Source organism: Natrialba sp. SSL1, from assembly GCF_001861355.1.
In the GTDB taxonomy this organism is placed as follows: Archaea; Halobacteriota; Halobacteria; order Halobacteriales; family Natrialbaceae; genus Natrialba.
The window spans coordinates 64,415-83,360 of sequence record NZ_MASN01000011.1 but is presented as its reverse complement, the minus strand read 5'-3'; the positions used below and the strand labels follow the sequence as shown (position 1 = coordinate 83,360).

The 18,946-nt window shown below is 63.2% G+C and carries 16 protein-coding genes and 1 tRNA gene; 6 read left to right on the top strand and 11 right to left on the bottom strand.

Annotated elements, in window-relative coordinates:
• Positions 1-29 precede the first annotated feature (29 nt).
• Positions 30-1,331 (bottom strand): DUF6498-containing protein, encoded by a 1,302-nt coding sequence (locus BBD46_RS02875; RefSeq protein WP_071400257.1) that lies wholly within the window; start codon positions 1,329-1,331, stop codon positions 30-32.
• A gap of 11 nt (positions 1,332-1,342) precedes the next feature.
• Positions 1,343-1,783 (bottom strand): DUF5830 family protein, encoded by a 441-nt coding sequence (locus tag BBD46_RS02870; RefSeq protein ID WP_253184491.1) that lies wholly within the window; start codon positions 1,781-1,783, stop codon positions 1,343-1,345.
• Positions 1,784-2,110: 327 nt separating this feature from the next.
• On the opposite strand from BBD46_RS02870, the gene BBD46_RS02865 reads away from it, so the two are divergent.
• Positions 2,111-2,830 (top strand): TVP38/TMEM64 family protein, encoded by a 720-nt coding sequence (locus BBD46_RS02865; protein ID WP_071400255.1) that lies wholly within the window; start codon positions 2,111-2,113, stop codon positions 2,828-2,830.
• A gap of 132 nt (positions 2,831-2,962) precedes the next feature.
• Here BBD46_RS02865 and BBD46_RS22510 read toward each other — a convergent pair whose 3' ends face one another.
• The gene (locus tag BBD46_RS22510) at positions 2,963-3,112 is read right to left on the bottom strand and encodes an HVO_2523 family zinc finger protein (RefSeq protein ID WP_006651407.1); all 150 of its coding nucleotides are present in this window, start codon (positions 3,110-3,112) and stop codon (positions 2,963-2,965) included.
• Positions 3,113-3,363: 251 nt separating this feature from the next.
• Between BBD46_RS22510 and BBD46_RS02860 the strand changes: the two genes are divergently transcribed.
• The gene (locus BBD46_RS02860; protein ID WP_071400254.1) at positions 3,364-4,272 is read left to right on the top strand and encodes a formyltransferase family protein; all 909 of its coding nucleotides are present in this window, start codon (positions 3,364-3,366) and stop codon (positions 4,270-4,272) included.
• Between the two features lie 265 nt (positions 4,273-4,537).
• Here the strand turns inward: BBD46_RS02860 and BBD46_RS02855 are convergent, their stop codons facing one another.
• Entirely contained in the window at positions 4,538-7,672 is a 3,135-nt protein-coding gene (locus BBD46_RS02855) for an adenosylcobalamin-dependent ribonucleoside-diphosphate reductase (RefSeq protein ID WP_071400253.1), read from the bottom strand.
• Between the two features lie 446 nt (positions 7,673-8,118).
• Between BBD46_RS02855 and BBD46_RS22505 the strand changes: the two genes are divergently transcribed.
• Entirely contained in the window at positions 8,119-8,286 is a 168-nt protein-coding gene (locus BBD46_RS22505; protein WP_004267052.1) for a hypothetical protein, read from the top strand.
• Between the two features lie 150 nt (positions 8,287-8,436).
• On the opposite strand, the gene trpG is transcribed toward BBD46_RS22505, so the two are convergent.
• Genes trpG through trpD form a run of 4 tightly spaced genes read right to left on the bottom strand, consistent with a single transcriptional unit; the run spans position 8,437 to position 12,611 of the window.
• Positions 8,437-9,090, bottom strand: coding sequence for an anthranilate synthase component II (gene trpG, locus BBD46_RS02850; RefSeq protein ID WP_071400252.1), 654 nt, complete (start codon positions 9,088-9,090; stop codon positions 8,437-8,439).
• Positions 9,087-10,901, bottom strand: coding sequence for an anthranilate synthase component I (gene trpE, locus BBD46_RS02845; RefSeq protein ID WP_071400251.1), 1,815 nt, complete (start codon positions 10,899-10,901; stop codon positions 9,087-9,089). Before trpE ends, trpG begins: the two co-directional genes overlap by 4 nt.
• A gap of 10 nt (positions 10,902-10,911) precedes the next feature.
• Positions 10,912-11,574: a phosphoribosylanthranilate isomerase gene (locus tag BBD46_RS02840; RefSeq protein WP_071400250.1), complete on the bottom strand. Its 663-nt coding sequence runs from the start codon at positions 11,572-11,574 to the stop codon at positions 10,912-10,914.
• Positions 11,571-12,611 (bottom strand): anthranilate phosphoribosyltransferase, encoded by a 1,041-nt coding sequence (trpD, locus tag BBD46_RS02835; RefSeq protein ID WP_071400249.1) that lies wholly within the window; start codon positions 12,609-12,611, stop codon positions 11,571-11,573. Before trpD ends, BBD46_RS02840 begins: the two co-directional genes overlap by 4 nt.
• 179 nt (positions 12,612-12,790) lie before the next feature.
• Between trpD and BBD46_RS02830 the strand changes: the two genes are divergently transcribed.
• Together BBD46_RS02830 and BBD46_RS02825 are read left to right on the top strand one after the other, a co-directional pair.
• Positions 12,791-12,865: transfer RNA gene (locus BBD46_RS02830), tRNA-Val, on the top strand.
• A gap of 612 nt (positions 12,866-13,477) precedes the next feature.
• Positions 13,478-15,229, top strand: a complete 1,752-nt coding sequence (locus tag BBD46_RS02825; protein WP_071400248.1) for a BCCT family transporter — start codon at positions 13,478-13,480, stop codon at positions 15,227-15,229.
• Positions 15,230-15,354: 125 nt separating this feature from the next.
• On the opposite strand, the gene BBD46_RS02820 is transcribed toward BBD46_RS02825, so the two are convergent.
• Positions 15,355-15,789 (bottom strand): universal stress protein, encoded by a 435-nt coding sequence (locus tag BBD46_RS02820; RefSeq protein WP_071400247.1) that lies wholly within the window; start codon positions 15,787-15,789, stop codon positions 15,355-15,357.
• A 173-nt stretch (positions 15,790-15,962) separates the two neighbouring features.
• Here BBD46_RS02820 and BBD46_RS02815 point away from each other — a divergent pair, with 173 nt between their 5' ends.
• Positions 15,963-16,871, top strand: a complete 909-nt coding sequence (locus BBD46_RS02815) for an AEC family transporter (protein ID WP_071400246.1) — start codon at positions 15,963-15,965, stop codon at positions 16,869-16,871.
• 32 nt (positions 16,872-16,903) lie between these two features.
• On the opposite strand, the gene BBD46_RS02810 is transcribed toward BBD46_RS02815, so the two are convergent.
• Positions 16,904-17,878 (bottom strand): hypothetical protein, encoded by a 975-nt coding sequence (locus BBD46_RS02810; RefSeq protein ID WP_071400245.1) that lies wholly within the window; start codon positions 17,876-17,878, stop codon positions 16,904-16,906.
• Between the two features lie 167 nt (positions 17,879-18,045).
• Positions 18,046-18,921 carry a CAP domain-containing protein gene (locus BBD46_RS02805; protein WP_071400244.1) on the bottom strand — a complete coding sequence of 292 codons (876 nt, stop codon included), beginning with the start codon at positions 18,919-18,921 and terminating at the stop codon, positions 18,046-18,048.
• Between the last annotated feature and the right edge of the window lie 25 nt (positions 18,922-18,946).

Below are 18,946 nucleotides of genomic sequence, written 5' to 3'. Positions count from 1 at the left end.
TTCCGATCAACGCGCATCTGTTATTTTCCTCACGCAGTCTTCGCTTCTGTTTGGCGCTGTCGATGATGGTTGTCGATCAGCTCCCTGGCACCCCGTGCCTCTGCCACTGGGAGCGCCCGTAACACGACATCCACGTCGTCATCGTCGGCCCCGAACGAAGCGCTCTCGGTACTCGAGAACACCGTTCGAAAGCGCCCGTCCCGCGCTCCGGTCGGCGGCTCCTCGAGTGTGAGACAGACCGAACTCAGGCCAAGCGCTCTGGGCAGCACGCCGCGGTAGCACGTGCAGTCCTCGATAGTGCGGTACGGAACGAACCGGACAACCGTCTCGTGTCGCGTGTTGTAGATCGCAATCCCGGTCGGATAGAGGCGGTACTCGAGTCCCCAGTATCGTCGGCGGAGAACGGCGACGCCGAACGCAGTGAGACCGATTGTTGCAACGAGGAGTACACCGCCGAGAGCGAGCACGCCGGTGTAGGGCTGGCCGATCACCTCGAGGATGAGGAGTCCGTAGAGGCCGACTGTGAGAGCCACGGCGAGCGCCGAACCGGCGACGATGACTGGGGTCCAGACGGAAGTAAGGGCGCGTACCGAAGGCTCGCCGGTCCAGTTGGGCGGTGCGGTCGGTGTGAACGATTCGGTTCGTGATCTGGCGGCTTCGGAAGGTGGTTGGATGCGAAGTCCACGTCTGGCCAGCACGTCACCTGCGGTCTTGAACAGGATCAACACCGTCGCGAGCACCATCGGATTCCCGTCGAAGACAGTGTGGCCGCTCGCAAAGAGGAGCACGAGGAAGAACAGCCAGAGGTGTCCGATCGGTCGGACGAACTGAATCGCGGGCGTGACGCGTTCGTATTCGCACTTGCCGATAAATTCAGTTCTAAATGCGAGCAACTGTGAGCCGAGCATCGCTCCCACCGTGAGCACCATGGTTCCGGCTGCGATCTCACCTGCACCGCTTCTCGAGAGCGTCATCTCACCGAATACGGACCAGAGCGGCGACCCGCTCGTCACGACGAGGTACGCAACTCCGTAGACGACGACCGAGAGGATGGCAAGCCAGGCCGTTCCGAGACGAATCGTTGGGCCGGCGGGCCAACAGACGACATCGTCCGGCAGTCGTCCCGTCCGATCACCGCTGGCTAGCATGATTTTCGGCGCGTTCAGCAACAGGAACACGCCGAACTCGAGCCAGTAGAGAAGGACGACGACCAGCGGATCCCACCCGAGGAGGACGATACCGACCAGCGGGAGTGCGTTCCAGAGCCAGTGCGGTATTGAGTCTACAGAGACAGATACAGATCGCGTCGAATTGAGGCCTGGCCCGTTCATCTTCGTCTCTTTCAGTCCGTATCCCGTCCCGTGACCTTCCGAATGCACGAGGAGCCAAAGGGGCCGAGTTCGCCCGCATCGAGTGTGATGAAGTGGCCGGTCGAGAGCCCACAGCCACAGCGCTGGCAGTCGAACTCACCCTCTCGCTGGACGACATCCTGCTCGAAGCGGACGTACTGGCGGCTCTTCGGCCGGACGATACCGTCCTCGCGGTCGATGATCCCGCGGAGGTCCGCCTCGTCGAGGATCGTCCGCGTGACGGTCGGATCGCTCGTCACCGTCTCGATGCGGTCGACGACGTCGGCGAGTGAAAGCGAGTCGTGCTCGAGTCGTTCGAGCAACGCGAGGCCGAGTTCGACGCGGTCGTCGTCGTGCGTATAGCGTGCGGGTGTACTCTCTTCGCCAGTAGCCTCCGTCTCGGTGTCCGGCCGCTCTCGTTCGTCAGCCTCCACCGGGGCCGCCGCCGTCGTTTGGTGCCCATCTTCGCTACATCGGTCCTCCCAATCTGTGAGTCGCTCACCGTCTGCAGGCTCTCGATCGGTTTCAGGCGGAGAATCAGCGTCGCCGCTCGTCTCAGCCGTTGGCTCACCGTCGGAATCGGCCCCGTCGCGCACCATCGATGAGTGCTCACAGAGCAGCGCGAATAAACGTTGTGACGTTTCGGCCGGCGGAGCCGTCCTGAGCGACTGGTGGCGAGTGGTTGATGACATGTTGGTTCCGCTGACTCAGCGCACCACTAGAGCACAAAAGCTTCAACATCCGCTCCAAAATCTCGACCGATGTCGGTTCCCTCGGTGTCTACTCGAGTACTCGCTGGCGTACTGTTCGTCAGCGCAGCGATCACCGCGGGGCTGCTCGTCTCGCCGACTGCGACTGTGGCGGCGATGGAGTCAGTAACGACGAATCCGACGCTCTTCGGGGTCGCAGTCGTCGGGCTGTATCTCGTTCGGCCGCTGTTTGCCTGGCCGACGACGCCGCTGGCCGTGGTGGTCGGCTACGGCTTCGGTGTGACCGTGGGTGTTCCGGTCGCCCTCGCCGGTGTGGCGGTTACGGTGACGCCGGTGTTTTTCGTTGCTCGCGGAACGATCGGTTCAGTATCCGCCAACGCAGCGGCGACGAACACCTGGTTCGACTCTGCTCTCGGGCGAACGCACGCCGTCGTCGATCGATACTTCACCACCGCGGGTCCGGTTCGTGGCGTCGCCGCGTCGCGGCTGGCACCGATCCCCTCGGATCTCTCGACCTGCGCTGCGGCCGCAAGCGGCGTCAGCTACCGTCACTTCTTGATTGGCACCGTTCTTGGTGAACTGCCCTGGACGATCGCGGCCGTCATCGTCGGTGCCTCCGCGGGAACCGTCACCGCTGGCGGGTTCGGCGAACTGGGGCTCGCGCTGACACTCGCGTGCTGTCTGGCAGCGCTGGTCCTGCTCGCTGGACCTGCATATCGCGTGTTCCGGGCCCAACCTGAACCCGAGGACCGCTCTGCACTCGAGGGCTGATCGGTTTGCTCACCGCTCGGTCGAATCAGGGTCGAATCGGAGCAGAGCGCGAGCAATTGCAGGACCAGGTACTCGAGTTGGCCTCCACAGCAACCGTCCGTTCGCGAGGCAAGCCAGTGGTCTGCGTGACAGTTACACCCAGAACGTATCCGCACAGTCGAACACGACGCCGTGTTGCGGGCAGACGTACTTGCAGTGGCGCTTGTACATCGGCGTCTCACACTGCGGGCAGGGACGACCGTTCTGTCGAGGTTGGCGGTTTGCGTCGTTCGAATCAGTCATTGCAGGTTGTGAGTAGGCACAGTGGTTGGATCGAACGGCTGATCGCTACTCGCCGCCAGCCGTCGGTTCTCGTTCGTCCCCTTCTCTGTACTCGAGAGACACGCCATTCAATTCGACCGACGGGTTCCAGTCGCATGAACGCAGCGGAGACCCGATCCCGGGTTCCATTCACCTACTTAACAGTTCGTATCACTCGCAGCTACGTAACCACGAACCAGCGTTGAAACCCCCGATTCGTGTACGTACTGGCGATGGACTGCGAGCGCGTTTGTCTGCTCCTCGACGATGAGTGGTGTCCTGCGTATCAGCTGGCGGCCGTGCAAGAACTCGCCGCTCACACCGGGATCGAAATCCCGCTCGTCGTTATCAACGACGAAACGTTCCGGCTCCGAGAGCAGTCTCCGGCATACCTTGCCCGTCGGCTCCGCAGTTGGGGAACGTGGGCACCAGTCTGTGGGGCGACTGCCGTCTCGCGAGCGATACGTGGCCCACCGGCGTACGACGAACGCCACCACTACACGACGGTCGACGCGCTCGCCGACGCAGCCGTCGTCCGCTGTTCCCCGATCTGGCAGGACGACCGCTGGCAAACCCTTCCCGACCCAGTTGTCGACACCATCGCAGCCGAAAGCGATGTCGCGATCCGATTCGGCTTCGGGCTTCTGACCGGTCGTATTCTGGGGGCACTCGAGTATGGCGTGCTCTCGTTTCACCTGGGAGACATTCGCGAGTATCGAGGGCGAATCGGGGCACTCTGGGAGTATCTCGAAGACGAACCGGCGGCGGGCGTGACGTTACAACAGCTCACACCGCGGGTCGACGGTGGGCGGATCGTCGCTGTTGATGACGTTCCGATCGCGCGCCGAGATACGTACGGTGCCGTCAAGCGACGACAGCGGTCGATACTGGGGCCGTTGCTGGTCGAGGGTGTACAGAACCTGAACGACCCCGATTTCGAGCCGAAGGTGCCGGAGACGCTGGGTCCGTACCGGTCGTCGCCGACGGTGCGTGAACTCGGTCGCTTTTTGCGAAAGAACGGGACGAACGCGGTTCGACGAGCAGTTTCGAGGGATTCGGATCCCGGGAGCAAGAGCGAGAGTGAGAGCGAACGCCAGAACAAAAGCGAGACGCGACGCTACCGGGTGAACGAGTTTTTGTGAGTAAGGGGTCGAGCCGCGAGGTCGATGCGCCGACCAAGCTGAGAGAGGGTTGATCGGCGGGATGCAATGAGAGCGGACCGAGGACGGAGAGTGTAGGAGTGGGAGTGAGTGTAGGAGTGGGAGTGAGAGTGAATGTGGGGGCGAGAGGGAGAGAAAGAACGAGTCAGAGGTGGGGAAGAACGAGTCGGAGAGAGAAATGCAAGAGTAAGCGAGCGTCGCTCGTCGCCGAGACGTCAGACTGTCGGGTTACTGTTACTGCTCCCCGTCAGCACTCGCTCCAGCCACAGGACTCGCAGGTCTTGCAGCCTTCGGAGAAGTACAGCGAGAGCGCGCCACAGGACGGACACTCCGGCGACTCGCCGGCGTCGATCAGGTCCTGCGTTGCGTCTTCGGTGTCGCGGTCGGCGACACCGGCTCCGCCGTCGGTCTCTGGCTCGCTGAACTCGGCTTCGGTGTCGGCTTCAGCCGCATCCTCGAGCGTCTGCTGGGTCGGGTACGGCTTGTCGATCTCGTTCTCCAGGTATCGGCGCATTGCGGTGCCGATCGCGTCCGGAATCGACTGGATCTGTTCGCCCTTGTCCCAGGCGATCTTCGGCGAGCGGGTGCCACAGAGTTCGTCGACGATTTCCTCTGGGTCGACACCCGAGCGCAGCGAGGTCGAGATGACTTTCGCGAGCGCCTCGGTGAAGGAGTTCGTAAAGCCACCCGAGTGACCGATGTTCGCGAACAGTTCGAACGGCTGGCCGGTTTCCGGGTCCTCGTTGATCGTCACGTAGACTTTGCCGTAGCCGGTGTCGATGCGCTGGCTGACTCCCTGGAGCGCGTCGGGTCGTTCGCGCTTTTCGGTGAAGTCGACGTGGATCGGTTCGGTGTCGGGATCGCGGAACTGGTCTGGCTCGGAAGCGAGCGCGTCGATGTCGTCGTCGAGTACCGCCTGCACGTCCTCGCTCTCGAGGAAGGCCTCGAGTCCGCCGAAGATGTCGTCGATCTGGTCGACGAGCGCTTCCGCGGCTTCGGTTTCGTCGGCGAAGTCGGCGTTGTCCGCGCGCGTGGTGAGCACCTGCTTCGAGCGGGTGCCGTCGCGGTAGTAGGTAACGCCCTTGCCGCCGTTCTCGTAGACCCACTCGAAGACGTCCTTGGCGTCCTCGAGCGAGGAGTCGTTCGGCGCGTTGACGGTCTTCGAGATGGCGGAGTCGACACCCTTCTGGCAGGCACACTGGACTGCAGCGTGCTGTTTTGCCGAAAGGTCCGAGGTGATGACGAACAGTTCACCGATCGCGTCCGGCACCGTCGAGAGCCCTTCGACGCCCTCGAACTGGTTGGTCGCCATCTGCTCCTGGGCCTCTTCTTTGACGGCGTCGACATCGATGTCGTTCGCCTCGAGGGTTCGGAGGAAGTAGTCGTCGAACTCGACGAGCATCTCGTCGCCCTGGACGTCGTCGGTGACGTTCTTGTAGTAGGCGACGTTGTAGATCGGCTCACAGCCACCCGTCGTATTGCCGACCATACTCGTCGTTCCCGTCGGAGCGATGGTCGTGACGTTGTGGTTCCGAATTGGGAAGCCATCCTCCCAGTCGTTGGCGTCCTCGCCGGTCTGGTGTTCGAACCACTCGCGGTACTCGGTTGGGTTCGCGTACTTGGAGTCGTCCCAGTCGTTGAACGAGCCGCGCTCGGTCGCGAGTTCGTGGCTCGTCGCCTTCGCGCCGTGGTTGATGTGGGTCATCAGCTGGCGGGCGACTTCGTTACCCTCCTCGCTGCCGTAGCGGATGCCAAGCTGGATGTAGAGCTGGGCGAGCCCCATGATACCCAGGCCGATCTTGCGCATGTCGCGGACGGTCTGCTCGATATCCTCGACCGGGAAGTCGGACATCGTCACGACGTTCTCGAGGAATCGAGTTCCGTACTCGATGCGCTCGTCGAACTCGTCGTAGTCGATGGCCTCCGCGAGGAAGGCGTCGACGGCCTCGGCCTGCGAATCGTACTCGTCCGCGTGTGCCTCGGACCAGACGCGCCAGTCGGGAGCGTCCGTATCCGCGAGCGTCGAGAGGTTGATGTGGCCGAGGTTGCAGGCTTCGTTCTCCTCGAGTGGCTGTTCGCCACAGGGGTTCGTCGCTAGGATGCGGTGGTCTTCGTGTGCCTCGGTGTCGAAGGAGTGTTCCTTGTTGACCCGCTCGAGATAGATCACGCCGGGCTCGCCGTTCTCGTGCGCGCCCTCGACGATTCGCTCCCAGATGAGTTCCGCGGGGATCGACAGCGGCTCGCCGACCTCGATGTGCTCGCCGAGGTCGTAGCGGCTGTACATCTCCTTGGTCTCCTCGGTCGCGATGTGTGGTTCCTCGGTCCGCGGATTGGTGAAGGTGTACTCCTCGCCGTTCTGCAGCGCTTCCATGAACCCGTCGGTGACGCCGACGGAGATGTTGAAGTTAGAGAGATGACCCTCGACAGCGTTGCGAAGATGCTTCGGAACGCGTCCGTCCTCGTCGATGAGATCGCGGGCCTCCTCGAGTGCCTCGCTGAAGGACGTGTAGGTGTAGTCGTCGGGGTCGTTGAGACGGAGACAGTGGGCCAGGGAGACGTCCTTGTTCTTCGCGTGGATGAACTCGATAACGTCGGGGTGAGAGACGCGCATGATGCCCATCTGGGCACCGCGACGGGTGCCACCCTGGGCGATGGTCTCACAGAGCTGGTCGTACGTGCGCATGAAGGTGATCGGTCCGGAGGCGATGCCGCCCGTGGAGCCGACCGCGTCGCCGTAGGGACGCAGTTGCCAGAACCCGTAGCCGACGCCGCCGCCGGACTGGAAGACCTCTGCGGCCTTCTTGGCCGTCTCGTGGATATCAGAGAGGTCGTCGTCCGGAGACATGACGAAACAGGCCGAGAGCTGCTGGAGTTCGTCGCCGGCGTTCATCAGGGTCGGCGAGTTCGGCATGAACGACAGGTTTTCCATGCCCTCGGTGAACGTGTCGGCGACGTCTTCGACGTGTTCGCGAACCTCGGCCGGCAGCTCCGGAACGATGGTTTCGTAGGCGAACTTATTGACATTGTGTTCCGTCAGGGCCGTCTCCACGTCGTCCTCTGCGGTCGTTCCCTCACCGAAGACTTCCGCGGCAAGTTCATCCCGGCGCGGATGATCCGGCTTGAGCTGGTCCGGCGTGACCGTAATCTCGAGATCGTGCTTTTCGGCCTCATAGACGGCTTCGGCCAGCGCGATGTTCTTGCCAACGCGGTCGAAGAGGTCCTCCTGCTCTTCGATGAGGTCGCCGTTGGCGTCCTTGCGCAGATAGCGGGCTGGCAGGATGTTGTGATAGGCGTTGTCCGTCATCCGCTGCTCGAGTGTCTCGCCCTCGGTGCGCTTGATCGGGAGGGTGAGGTCGGCCGCGGAGATGTCGTGTTCGCTCACGCGCGCGTCACCTCGCAGGTGTTACGTCGCGCTGTGTCGATTCGTGCGTCTTGCGGAGTCCTGGCTCTCATCATTCGTGACGAAGGTCTGGTATTCATGCATTCCCTATAAAATGTGGTGTTGTTATCCTACCTGTGTTGGAGTAGCACAAATTTAGTTGGAGTGATGCCTCTCTCCTGTCTGTCGTGAGAGGGCCGTGGAGAGCCCTCGTTGGTCGTGTTCACAACTACGTAGTCGAGTGCCTTAACGATTGTTAGAGCATCCTGAAAGTGAAGCCGAGAGCGCTCATATACCAGGATTCTGGTATCAGAGAGCGCCGTAGAATCGGTGTTTCATACCCTGAAACCACCCGTCCTGACGGCGAGTTACCGACAGTGAACACTCTTTGATTCTATGTTGTCACAACATCCGGAAAGATTACGGCACTGGGGTACGGGGATTCGACTATGCTCGAACCACTAACGGGGTCGACGGTGCTCCTGGTCCTGGCGGGACTCGCCGCCGTCGCAGTCGCCATCGTCGCGATTCGTATCGCAATCAAACTCGCCATCCGCCTCGGACTCATCGCCGCGGTCGTCCTCGCCGGCCTCTACACGGTCGGCTACCTCGGTTGACGACGCGATCCGCCGCGTTCTGTTTTGTTCCGTCGACGGTGCTACCCGCAACTGTCGCCAGTTTGCAGTCGCTACGGCCCACAACATCTGGTTTCTGACCGTCTTCCACTCGCCTCCTGCTCACCGACGAGTGGACTCTCCAGCCGACACCTACAGCTGCGCAAGAAAGTTCTCGATCACGTCGTGCCCCGCAGCCGTCAGCACGCTCTCGGGGTGAAACTGGACGCACTCGAGTGGGTACTCCTGATGACGAATCCCCATAACGAGTTCGTGACTATCATCGCCACCGTCGCTATGAACCGCCGTCGCAGTAACCTCGAAGCAGTCGGGAACCGCAGTCGCGACCAGTGAGTGATAACGCCCGGCCTGGAAGCCCTGTTCGAGTCCGGCAAAGACGCCCGTCCCGTCGTGGTCGACGCTCGAGGCCTTCCCGTGAATCGGGTCTGGTGCTCGGCCGACGCTGCCGCCGTACTCGTAGACGGCGGCTTCGAGACCGAGACAGACGCCGAGCGTGGGAACCTCCGGACTGAGTTCACGAAGAACGGCCATCGAGACACCCACATCGCGGTCGTTCTTTGGGTGGCCGGGACCGGGGCTGATGATGATGGCGTCCGGGTCGACGGTGCGCACCTCCGCGAGTGTGGCGGTGTTTTTCAGCACCTCGGTTTCGGTGCCGTCCTGCTGGCTGACGTACTCGACGAGATTGTAGGTGAAGGAGTCGTAGTTGTCGATGAAGAGGATGCGCTGGTGCTGGTCGTCTCCGTGCTGTGTCCCTGCATCTCGAGTACCGAGTTGCTCGCTCATCGTCTCACCTCCTGCGGTTCGGCGTCGGCTTGTGAACCGTCCGACTCGGACTCCGTCTGTGTGCTAACTTCAGCAGGCTCTCCCTCGATGGACTCGAGTGCCGCAAGCACGCCGCCCATCTTCTTCTCGGTTTCTTCGAACTCGGCTTCGGGGTCGCTGTCGGCGACCAGTCCGGCACCGGCCTGGACGCGGATTCGGTCCTGTGCGGTTTCGTCCCTGTCCCCGTTCCTGCCCCCGTTCCCGTTCTCGTCCTCGTGCTCGACCGTCGCCGTTCGGATCACGATCGCGAAATCGGCGTCGCCGGTCCAGGAGTAGTAGCCGACACCGCCGCCGTACAGGCCGCGGGATTCGGTCTCGAGGTCGTCGATGATCTCCATCGCACGGATCTTCGGCGCACCGGAGAGCGTCCCGGCGGGGAACGACGCCCGCGTCGCGTCGAACGCGTCGGAGTCGGCGGCCAGGTCGCCGGTGACCGTCGACTCGATGTGCTGGACGTGGCTGTACTTCAGCACGTTCATGAACTCGTCGACGCGGACGGAGCCGGCGTCTGCGACCCGTCGGACGTCGTTTCGCGCAAGGTCGACCAGCATGGTGTGCTCGGCGCGCTCCTTCTCGTCTGCGAGCATCTCGCCTGCGAGTCGGCGGTCCTCGACGGGGCTCGTCCCGCGAGCGCAGGTGCCCGCGATGGGGTTCGACATGATCTCCGTGCCCCGAACCGAGATCAGCGTCTCGGGACTCGCGCCGACGACAGTTAGGTCGTCGTGTTCGAGGAGGTACATATACGGCGAGGGATTCACGTCTCGCATCGCCTCGTAGAAGCCCAGTGTATCGATCTCGCCGGTGAGTTCCCGTGTCCGGGAGATGACACCCTGATAGATGTCGCCGTCGAGAACGTGCTCTTTCGCGCGTTCGACGCTTTCCTCGTAGGTCGCCTGCGAGCCGGCAACCTCGTTCTCGCGAACGAAGCCGCCCGTTTCTGGCTGCTCGGCGTCGCGGAGCGTCGACGCGACGGCCGCGGCCTCTTCGCAGAGTTCGTCGTAGATCGCACCCGGATCGTCGCTGGACTCGAGTACCGGCGTGAAGACGAGCGAGACGGTGCCGTCGTGTTCGTCGAACGCGAGCGTCTTCGTGGTCAGGACGAACTGGGCGTCGGGGAACCGCGAGTCAGGCCGCTCGCAGCCGACTTCCTCGAGCCAGAGGTCGTAGACCGCGTCGTAGGCGAGAAAGCCGACGAGGCCGCCGTCGAGGTGCTGACGGTCGCGGTTGTCGTCTGGGACGTTCTCGAGTCGGACATCCGGCATGACGTGTCGGAGGCTGTCGACGGTGTCCCCGTCTCCAGCGTTCTCTCCCTTGTTCCCAGTGGCGGACTCGAGTACCGCCTGCGGCGCTCGGTCGCTGAGCGCTTCGACGTGTGTTCCGTCAGGGTCGACCGTGACGACGGCATCGGGATCGTAGCCGACGTACGAAAAGCGCGCGTGGCGGTCGGTGCCGTCGGATCGGGGACGGAACGCGCCGTCTGGATCGCTCGAGGGCGTTTTGTCGGCACTCTCGAGTAAGAAGGCGTACGGCGAGCGCGTGCAGTCACTGCCGCTTGAGCGGCCGGTCAGGGCCGCGTAGGCGGTCAGCGGTGTCGTCTCGACGTCGAGCGTTGCGACGGTTCGGACGACGACAGGGCGCTCGTCGGCACCGTCGCTCCCGCCGTTGGCACCCGTCGCTCCCTCCTCGCCGGCTGCGAGGGCACAGAACTGCGCGCGGTCGATGTCGAACTGGACGGGCTGGCTGTCGTCGTGCGTCTGCGTCAGATCAGTCATGTGTGGTGTGTTATGATTGGAGTCGGGCCGGCGCTTCCTCGTCGGCACGACTCACTTGCTCGACGAACGACCGGACGGCGTCGGTGTCCTTCACGCCGCCAGTCGCCTCGACACCGCTTGCAACGTCGACCGCAAACGGTTCGACAGTCTGTACCGCCTCTGCAACGTTCGCGGGGGTCAACCCACCCGCGAGAATTACGGGCGTCTCGAGTGCCGCCACGAGATTTCGGGTCCGCTCCCAGTCGTGGGTCTCGCCCGTGCCACCGCCGCCGTCCTCGTCGGTGCTGTCGACGAGGAGTGCGTCAGCGGCGGCCGCGGCGTCTTCGGCCTCGGTGACCGCCTGACTATCGACCGCGTAGATGAGTTCCGTGTTGGTTCGTTCGCGGACGGACTCGAGTGCGGGCGGTTCGAGACTGCCGTGGATCTGGAGCGCGTCGGGCTCGACCCTTGCGGTCAGTTCGGCGGCCTCGGTGGGCGTCTCGGGCATCGTGACGAGAACTGACGTGACGAACGGCGGAACGCTCGCAACGAGATCGCACGCCTGCTGAACTGCGACTTCACGAGGCGAGTCGACCGGAACGTCGCAGATGATGCCGACGGCGGCAGCGCCCGCGTCGACGGCGGTCTGCAGGTCGTCTTCGGTCGTCAGCCCGCAGATTTTGACCCGTGTCATTGGGCACTCGGCTCCGCCTCGGCCGCTGTCTCGGCGTCAACTGCGCCGCCGCATAGGTGTTCGAGCTTCGTCGCCGCCGCGCCAGATTCGATCGCCTCGCGCGCGATAGTTGCACCCTCTGCCAGGGAGTCGGCTTCGCCCGCGACGTAGATCGCCGCGCCGGCGTTGGCGAGGATCACGTCGCGCTTGGCCCCCGTTACGTCGCCTGCGACGATCCCGCGGAGATCGGTCGCGTTCTCCTCCGGAGTTCCGCCCGCGATGTCGTCGATTGCGTGTTCGGAGAGTCCGAGATCCGCGGGTTGGACGGTGAACTCTTCGACCTGATCGCCTTCGACCTCGGCAACGGTCGTCTCGCCGTGAATCGCGATTTCGTCGGTGCCAGCGCCGTGGACGACCAGCGCACGTTCGACATCCATCCGTGCGAGTGCGCTTGCGAGGATCGGCACGAGTTCGGGATCGTAGACGCCGATCACTTGTGCGTCCGCACCTGCGGGGTTCGTCAACGGCCCGAGCACGTTGAAGATCGTCCGCATGCCGAGTTCCTTGCGCGGGCCGATGACGGCCTTCATCGCCGGATGAAATACCGGAGCGAGCATGAAGCCAATCCCGTCGTCCTCGATTGCCTCTTCGACGGCCGGTGGCTCGGCTTCCACGTCGACGCCGGCGACCTCGAGGACGTCCGCGCTGCCGGAGGAAGAGGAGACGGAGTAGTTGCCGTGCTTTGCGATCGGCACGCCTGCACCGGCGGCGACGATGGCACTCGTCGTGGAGACGTTGATCGTATTGTAGTCGTCGCCACCGGTGCCGCAGGTGTCGACCAGCGGCTCGCGATCGGGCGTAATCGTTCGCGCGGCCTCGCGCATCCCCTGTGCGAAGCCGGCGATTTCGGCTTCCGTCTCACCTTTCGCACGCAACGCGGTCAGCAGTGCGCCGATCTGTGCCTCCGTCGCGTCCTCGAAGACGGCCGTCGACGCCGCTCGAGCCTCCGCTTGTGTTAGGTCCTGTCCCTCGGTCACTCGTTCGACGTACTCCTGCATAGTGGACACCAATGTACGTAGTTGTCTTACGATGTCCAAATCCGTACATCATATTAAGCCTGTCGGAGCGTGGGGTCGACTCGCGTACGGCGTCTGATTCGAAACCTTCAATTAGGGTGGCCGGCAACCAACGAGTGCAGACAAGGTGGCGTCGCGCCACGATGCACGCAAAACCGGACGGGTTGGTGGTCTAGTCTGGTTATGACACCTCCTTGACATGGAGGAGGCCGGCAGTTCAAATCTGCCCCAACCCACTAATTTTGCTGCGAGCAAATCCGCGAGCAGCAAACTCGTTACGGTGGCCAGTTTGAACCAGACGAGTCGCAGCCCGGGAAGCGAACGAAGTGAGCGACCCGGAACGTCTCGGCGAGGTTCAAATCTGCTCCAACCGCTGTTCCCGGACAAATTCCCGACTAACACGTGGTGCGGTAGCCCCACGAGGTCCCAACCGACGACATCCTGGGCATTGCGTGCACGTTACTAATACCATCCTCAAACCTTCGAATCTGCCGTCTCTTCCGTCACTACGCAACGTCCGCAGCAGTGGCTACTCGACGTGGTCGATGGACTCGAGTACGGGTCTGGGTACAGCTCCGAGTTTCGTCCCTGCGCTCTGGATCTGTATCTGTATCTGTATCTGGATCGCGTGATCGAGCACGTGGAGCGAGCGCTCGCCTGTAGGGGGGGAGAACACGGTTAGGCAAGCAGTGACCTCATAACGGCGGCGATTGTGGAGGGGATGTATGTGTCTCCCGGGTCAGATGAGCGTGAGCCGTGAACTGACTGTGGTTGTGTTCGTGGCCGTGGTCGTGCTCGTGGCTGTCGCTGGTGTCGCTGGTGTGACTGAGAACACACTCGTGTAATCTATGTCTGATGATGAGTCCGGTGACGACGAGTGGGTGACGGACGGATTGTTCGAGGCGGATCCTGATATCGAACCTGGTGAGACGAACGTACAGATCGCCGGCGTAGACGTCCAGCCACAGGTCGTCATCACCTCGGCGGTGGTCATCCTCGCGTTCGTGTTCGGGACGTTACTCGCACCGGATCGGGCCGAAATGGTGTTCAACCAGGTTTCAGACGGCGTGAACGCGATGTTCGACTGGGTCTACGTGCTCGCGATTAACGTGTTCATCCTCGTCGTCCTCTACTTCGCGCTGAGCAAGTACGGGAAGATCAGAATCGGCGGTGTCGACGCTGACAAGGAGTTTAGCGACCTGTCGTGGTTCGCAATGCTGTTCAGCGCAGGGATGGGGATCGGCCTCGTGTTCTGGAGCGTCGGCGAGCCGCTCTTTCACTTTGCCGACCCGCTGTTCGGTACCGAGCCGGAGTCCGCTGCCAGCGCAGAGTCGGCAATCGCACTTACGTACTTCCACTGGGGGATTCACCCGTGGGCGGTCTACGCGCTCGTCGGCCTGGGGCTTGCGTTCTTTACGTTCAATCGAGGATTGCCGCTGACGTTCCGCTCGGCGTTCTGGCCGCTCCTCGGTGAGCGTATTTACGGCTGGTGGGGCCACGTTATCGACATCCTGACCGTGTTCGCAACGCTGTTCGGTATCGCGACGTCACTCGGACTCGGTGCATTGCAGATCAACGCAGGGCTGTCGTTCCTCGGCGGTGATGTTTTTGGGATTGCCGTTCCCGAAGGGGCAGGGCCACAGGTCGTCATTATCGGGATCATTACCGCCTTCGCGCTGGTTTCGGTCGGCCTCGGGCTGCAGGCAGGGATCCGCCGATTGAGTAACCTGAACGTCATTCTCATGACGTTCCTGATGGTGACCGTGTTGCTCGCCGGACCAACGCTGTTCGTGCTGGGGCTGTTCCCCCAGACGCTCGGGAACTATCTGGCGAGCCTTCCCGAACTGTCGCTGTGGACTGGCTCCTTCGGCGGGGCACCCTTCGAGGGCTGGCAAGGGGATTGGACCATCTTCTACTGGGGCTGGTGGATCGCCTGGTCGCCGTTCGTCGGCATGTTCATCGCTCGAATTTCGCGAGGCCGGACCGTCCGTGAGTTCATTCTGGCGGTCCTGTTTCTCCCGTCGCTCTTTTCGTTCGTCTGGATGACCATCTTCGGCGGTACCTCGCTTCACTTCGAACTGTTTACCGACCAGACGATTGTCGAGACGGTTCTCGACGTCGGCGAGGAAGTTGCTATGTTCGAACTCTACACGCTGTTGCCCCTGACAGCCATCCTCTCTGCCGTGACCGTCTTGCTGGTGACCACCTTCTTCGTCACGTCCTCGGACTCCGGCTCGCTGGTGCTCGCTCACATCACCTCCGGCGGGCTCCACCAGGCCCCGCGAATCCAGCGTATCGGCTGGGCGCTCACCGAGGGCGTCATCGCGGCTGTCCTCCTCATCGGCGGCGGCCTCACTGCACTCCAGACCGCGTCCATCACCGCCGGCTTGCCGTTTGCGCTCGTCCTGCTGGTACTCTGTTATAGCCTCTGGAAGGGGCTCGGCGAGGAGTACGAGACACTCGAGTCCGAGGAGTTCGCGGAGGCGGTCGACGAGTTGGTCGAGAAACGGGACGTGGTGGTCGAACGGGCGGGAACGGGGGTGGTGACGGAAATACAGGATGAGACGGATGAGGAGCCGGCTGTGGACGAACGAGAGTAATACGAGAGTGTAGTATGCTGCGGCGTTGTGATGTGATGGGGTGGCGTGATCTGCTGGAGTGCTGGAATACAATGGAGCGCTGTGACCTGCGTACGGGATCGAGAGCGAGTCCGCCGTGAATCTGCTCACCCGCGATGACGAATCGTCGTCACAGGCATGTCTGCCGTCCGGACGACCTTCTCGGTCGTCGTTCCGGTGATGTAGTCGCCGAGTTCGGTTCGCCCTCTCGTCGCCATGACGATGCCGTCGATCTCCTTCTCGTCGGCATACTCTGTGATCTCCTGTGCGACACTCCCAGTCCGGACTGAACCGACAGCGGAGAGTCCCTCTTCTGCCGCTTCGTCGACGACCTCCGTGACGACCCGTTCGCCGTAGTCGCGGTACTCCTCGAGTTCGCCCGGGTCGTGGCCGGCGCTGGTGAAGATGTAGTGGGCTTTCGTCTCGATCACGTAGAGTGCGTGTACGGTCGCGTCGAACGCGCTCGCCATGCCGATTCCGTGGTACATCGCTCGCCTCGCCTGCTCGCTCCCGTCGGTCGGAATGAGTATCGAGTCGTACACGCTTTCTCAGTTATCCTACGACGGCCAGCCGCAAATAATCGGGGCCGACAGCGGACGTCTGTGGCTCAGCCGTAGCCCATCACGAGCTGGCTGACGCTGTCACACCGTCACAATGTGTCGCAGTATCGACCGGAACCGAACGGTAAAAACACCCGAACCGACTGAGGCGACGTATGGAGGTCCTCGGTCGGCTGCTGGCGCTGCTCGTGGTGTTGCTCCTCGGTGCGGGGCTCCGGACGAGCGGCGTCCTCGACGAGCGTCGAACCGGCCGGCTCAACGCCGCCGCCTACTACGTTGCTCTCCCCGCGCTCATCTTCGTCTCGACGTACGACCAGGCGATCGGCTCGCTGCTCTCGGTCGAACTCGCCGTCGGCGTAACTGTCGTCTTGTTCTCGACGGCGGGGCTCGCCTGGCTCGTCCACCGACATCGATCCTCGCCCGCGCGTCGGAGCGTCGCCATCGTCCAGTCGTACCACTCGAACCTCGGCTATCTCGGCCTGCCGCTCGTCGCGGCGACCTTTGGCGGGGATGTAACGGCCATTGCAAGCGTCGTGCTCGGCTTCGTCACACTGATGCAACTCCCGCTCACGATCGTCCTCCTCTCGACGATCAACGGTGCCAGCGCCGATCTCGGTGCCGAACTGCGCGGCCTCGCGACCAATCCCGTTTTGCTCTCGCTGCTCATCGGCCTCGGCGTCGGATCGCTCGGCGTTACGGTACCCCCGGGAGCGGCAACCGGACTCGACGTACTCGGCGCGCTGGCGCTCCCGCTCGCGCTGCTGTGTGTCGGCGCATCGCTCCAACTCGAGTCCCCCACTATCAACCTCGGTGCAACTGGCACTGTCGTCGCGCTCAAAATCTGCTGTATGCCGGTGCTCGCCTGGGTCGTCTTCTCGGCGCTCGCCGTCGACGCTGCGACGCTCACCGCGACCGTCGTGATGCTCGGCACGCCGACCGCCGTCTCGACGTTCGTCTTCGCGAACTCGCTCGGCGGCGACGAGGAGTTCGCCTCGCTGAACGTGTTCGTCACGACGCTCGTCTCCGTCGCCACGCTGTTCGTGCTGATTACGCTCGTCGGCTGAGCCATCGGTCCGAGCGGGAGTCTGACCGGTAGCTACCGCGAAAAGAACCGCTTCAGCCGAGCGAGGAATCCGCCCGATCCCGAGTCGTTGGCAGCTTCGCCCGTACTCGTTTCTGCGCTCGCACCTGTACTCGAGTCCCCTCTGTTCTCACTCCCTGCCCCCATCGCGCTGTCGACTGTTTCGGTTCCGGTTCCAGTCCCGGCCGAAGACTCTGTCGCACCGATCGCGCCAGCGAGCGGCCCGGCGTCGTCGGGGAGCGAGTCGGCAGGTGTCGTCGCTTGGCTGTCCGTACTCGAGTTCCCATCCACAGTACCACCTGTCTCCAGGTCGTCCAGCGAGAGGTCGACATCGTCGATCTCGGGCGTCGATTCGCGGCCGGTGCCGGCTTCGGCGGCGCGGACGTCTGCACCGGTAACGTCGCCGCTGTCGATCCGTGCGGCGAGTTCGCTGGCCGCGTCATCGACGTTCTGTCCTGGCTCGGTGTCCGTGGTGTTGCTGGCGCTGCCGGTGGGCGCGTTCCCCGTTTCGTCGTCAGCCGCTGCGTTGTCGGCCTCCGCGTCCGCTGATTCGTCTGGAGTCGTGTCCCGCGAGTTGGTGTCAGATGGTGTGGGGGTACTCGAGTCGGGAGCCGACTCGTGGTCGTTCGACGTGTCGATTTGTTCGCCAGGACGCTCAGCGGTGAGCTCGTCGCTGGTGTCGGTGTACTCGCTCGTGCTCTCGGACGATGACTCGTCTGGGGCCTCGGAGGACGAGCCCTCACTGTTGTCAGGGGTGTCGGAATCAGATCCACCGCTCATGTCGATCCCGGAGTTCGTCGTCTCGCCGAGGGAGTCGAGGATATCGTCGACGCTCTCGTTGGAGACGACGCGCCGGGGACCGCCGCTCGGCTGAAAGGGGTCGTCGGCGCTGGTGTCGTTGTCGGAACTATCGCCGGTATCGGCGTCGGGGTCACCAGCGGCCGACTCGTCCTCGCCAGCCGAGTCGGGCTGCACTCGGTCGTCGCTCATTGCCCGACTCTGCTAATGCCGGGACCATAACCGTTCCCCTGCTGGTTGCACTGGTCTCTCGTCAGTCACGCAGCGTGAATCGAGGGGACAGGCGTGCGGGGCAGAACGGACGACGTACGATTCCGCTTGGAAGTACGATTCCGCTTGGAAGCTCGTGTCGCGTCCGCCTACCACTCGAGGCAGAAATTGTGCGACGCGTACACCGCACCATCCTCCGCGATGTAGATGCCCACACCGCCGCGGTCCCAGCCGAAATCGCTGTGCTCCTCGAGAATCGCCTCGCGGTGCTCGGTCGAGTTCATCCACTGGTTGACCAGGCCGGTCGCGAGCCCCTCCGCCGTCTGGTACTCGACCACCTCGTCCTGGCCGCTCGACTCGACGGGCCGATCGACCCACGTCATCGCGATGTTCTCGCCGTAGGCCCGACAGTAGTTGTCCACCTCGCTAAACCGATCGTACGGCCCCTCACCGTCGGGGTTCGTGTGCGAAAAGTACTCTCGTTCGTTCATGTCCACGCTGTGGGCGCGCGACACCGAGGCGACCGTGCCGTCCCACTCGAGTGGCCCGATGCCGTGGTCGGCTCGGCGTTCGTTGACTTCGGCGTGGACGAAGTCCTCGACGGTGTCGGAGGTGATGGTCTCGACATCGGTGTCGTAGCTCGACTGGCCGGGGCCGTCGGGGTCGGTGACGGCGGGGTTGCGCTCACCTGCTGGTGGCGGTTCCGAGCTGGGTGCGGGCCGGTCGTTGAGTGGCAGATCGCCGAGAGAGTCGATGGAGTCGAGGTCGTCGATGACGACGGGTGCGAGGATGGCCCCGCCGGTGAGGAGCGCGGTGATGAGGAGGGCGGTGACGAAGAGCCGGGCGAGGGTTCCGAGGATGGAACCGCCGTTCGATTCGTCGGAGTGGGGCGGGGCGTTCGGCGAGGTTGCGGACGGTGTGTCGGTGTGGGGCGTGCCAGTTGACGAGGTCGTGGCGGGTGTCTCGGCCGAGGACGAATCACTCGCTGGCTCCCACTCGTTCGGTTGCTCGTCCCGTCGATCCATTCATCTCGACTATCGGAAGCGAATA

What these genes read in the sequence shown, in the direction of transcription:
- BBD46_RS02875 (WP_071400257.1), bottom strand. Translation starts at nt 1,331, where the DNA reads ATGAACGGGCCAGGCCTCAATTCGACGCGATCTGTATCTGTCTCTGTA.
- BBD46_RS02865 (WP_071400255.1), top strand. Translation starts at nt 2,111, where the DNA reads ATGTCGGTTCCCTCGGTGTCTACTCGAGTACTCGCTGGCGTACTGTTC.
- BBD46_RS22510 (WP_006651407.1), bottom strand. Translation starts at nt 3,112, where the DNA reads ATGACTGATTCGAACGACGCAAACCGCCAACCTCGACAGAACGGTCGT.
- BBD46_RS02860 (WP_071400254.1), top strand. Translation starts at nt 3,364, where the DNA reads ATGGACTGCGAGCGCGTTTGTCTGCTCCTCGACGATGAGTGGTGTCCT.
- BBD46_RS22505 (WP_004267052.1), top strand. Translation starts at nt 8,119, where the DNA reads ATGCTCGAACCACTAACGGGGTCGACGGTGCTCCTGGTCCTGGCGGGA.
- trpG (WP_071400252.1), bottom strand. Translation starts at nt 9,090, where the DNA reads ATGAGCGAGCAACTCGGTACTCGAGATGCAGGGACACAGCACGGAGAC.
- trpE (WP_071400251.1), bottom strand. Translation starts at nt 10,901, where the DNA reads ATGACTGATCTGACGCAGACGCACGACGACAGCCAGCCCGTCCAGTTC.
- BBD46_RS02840 (WP_071400250.1), bottom strand. Translation starts at nt 11,574, where the DNA reads ATGACACGGGTCAAAATCTGCGGGCTGACGACCGAAGACGACCTGCAG.
- trpD (WP_071400249.1), bottom strand. Translation starts at nt 12,611, where the DNA reads ATGCAGGAGTACGTCGAACGAGTGACCGAGGGACAGGACCTAACACAA.
- BBD46_RS02825 (WP_071400248.1), top strand. Translation starts at nt 13,478, where the DNA reads ATGTCTGATGATGAGTCCGGTGACGACGAGTGGGTGACGGACGGATTG.
- BBD46_RS02815 (WP_071400246.1), top strand. Translation starts at nt 15,963, where the DNA reads ATGGAGGTCCTCGGTCGGCTGCTGGCGCTGCTCGTGGTGTTGCTCCTC.
- BBD46_RS02810 (WP_071400245.1), bottom strand. Translation starts at nt 17,878, where the DNA reads ATGAGCGACGACCGAGTGCAGCCCGACTCGGCTGGCGAGGACGAGTCG.
- BBD46_RS02805 (WP_071400244.1), bottom strand. Translation starts at nt 18,921, where the DNA reads ATGGATCGACGGGACGAGCAACCGAACGAGTGGGAGCCAGCGAGTGAT.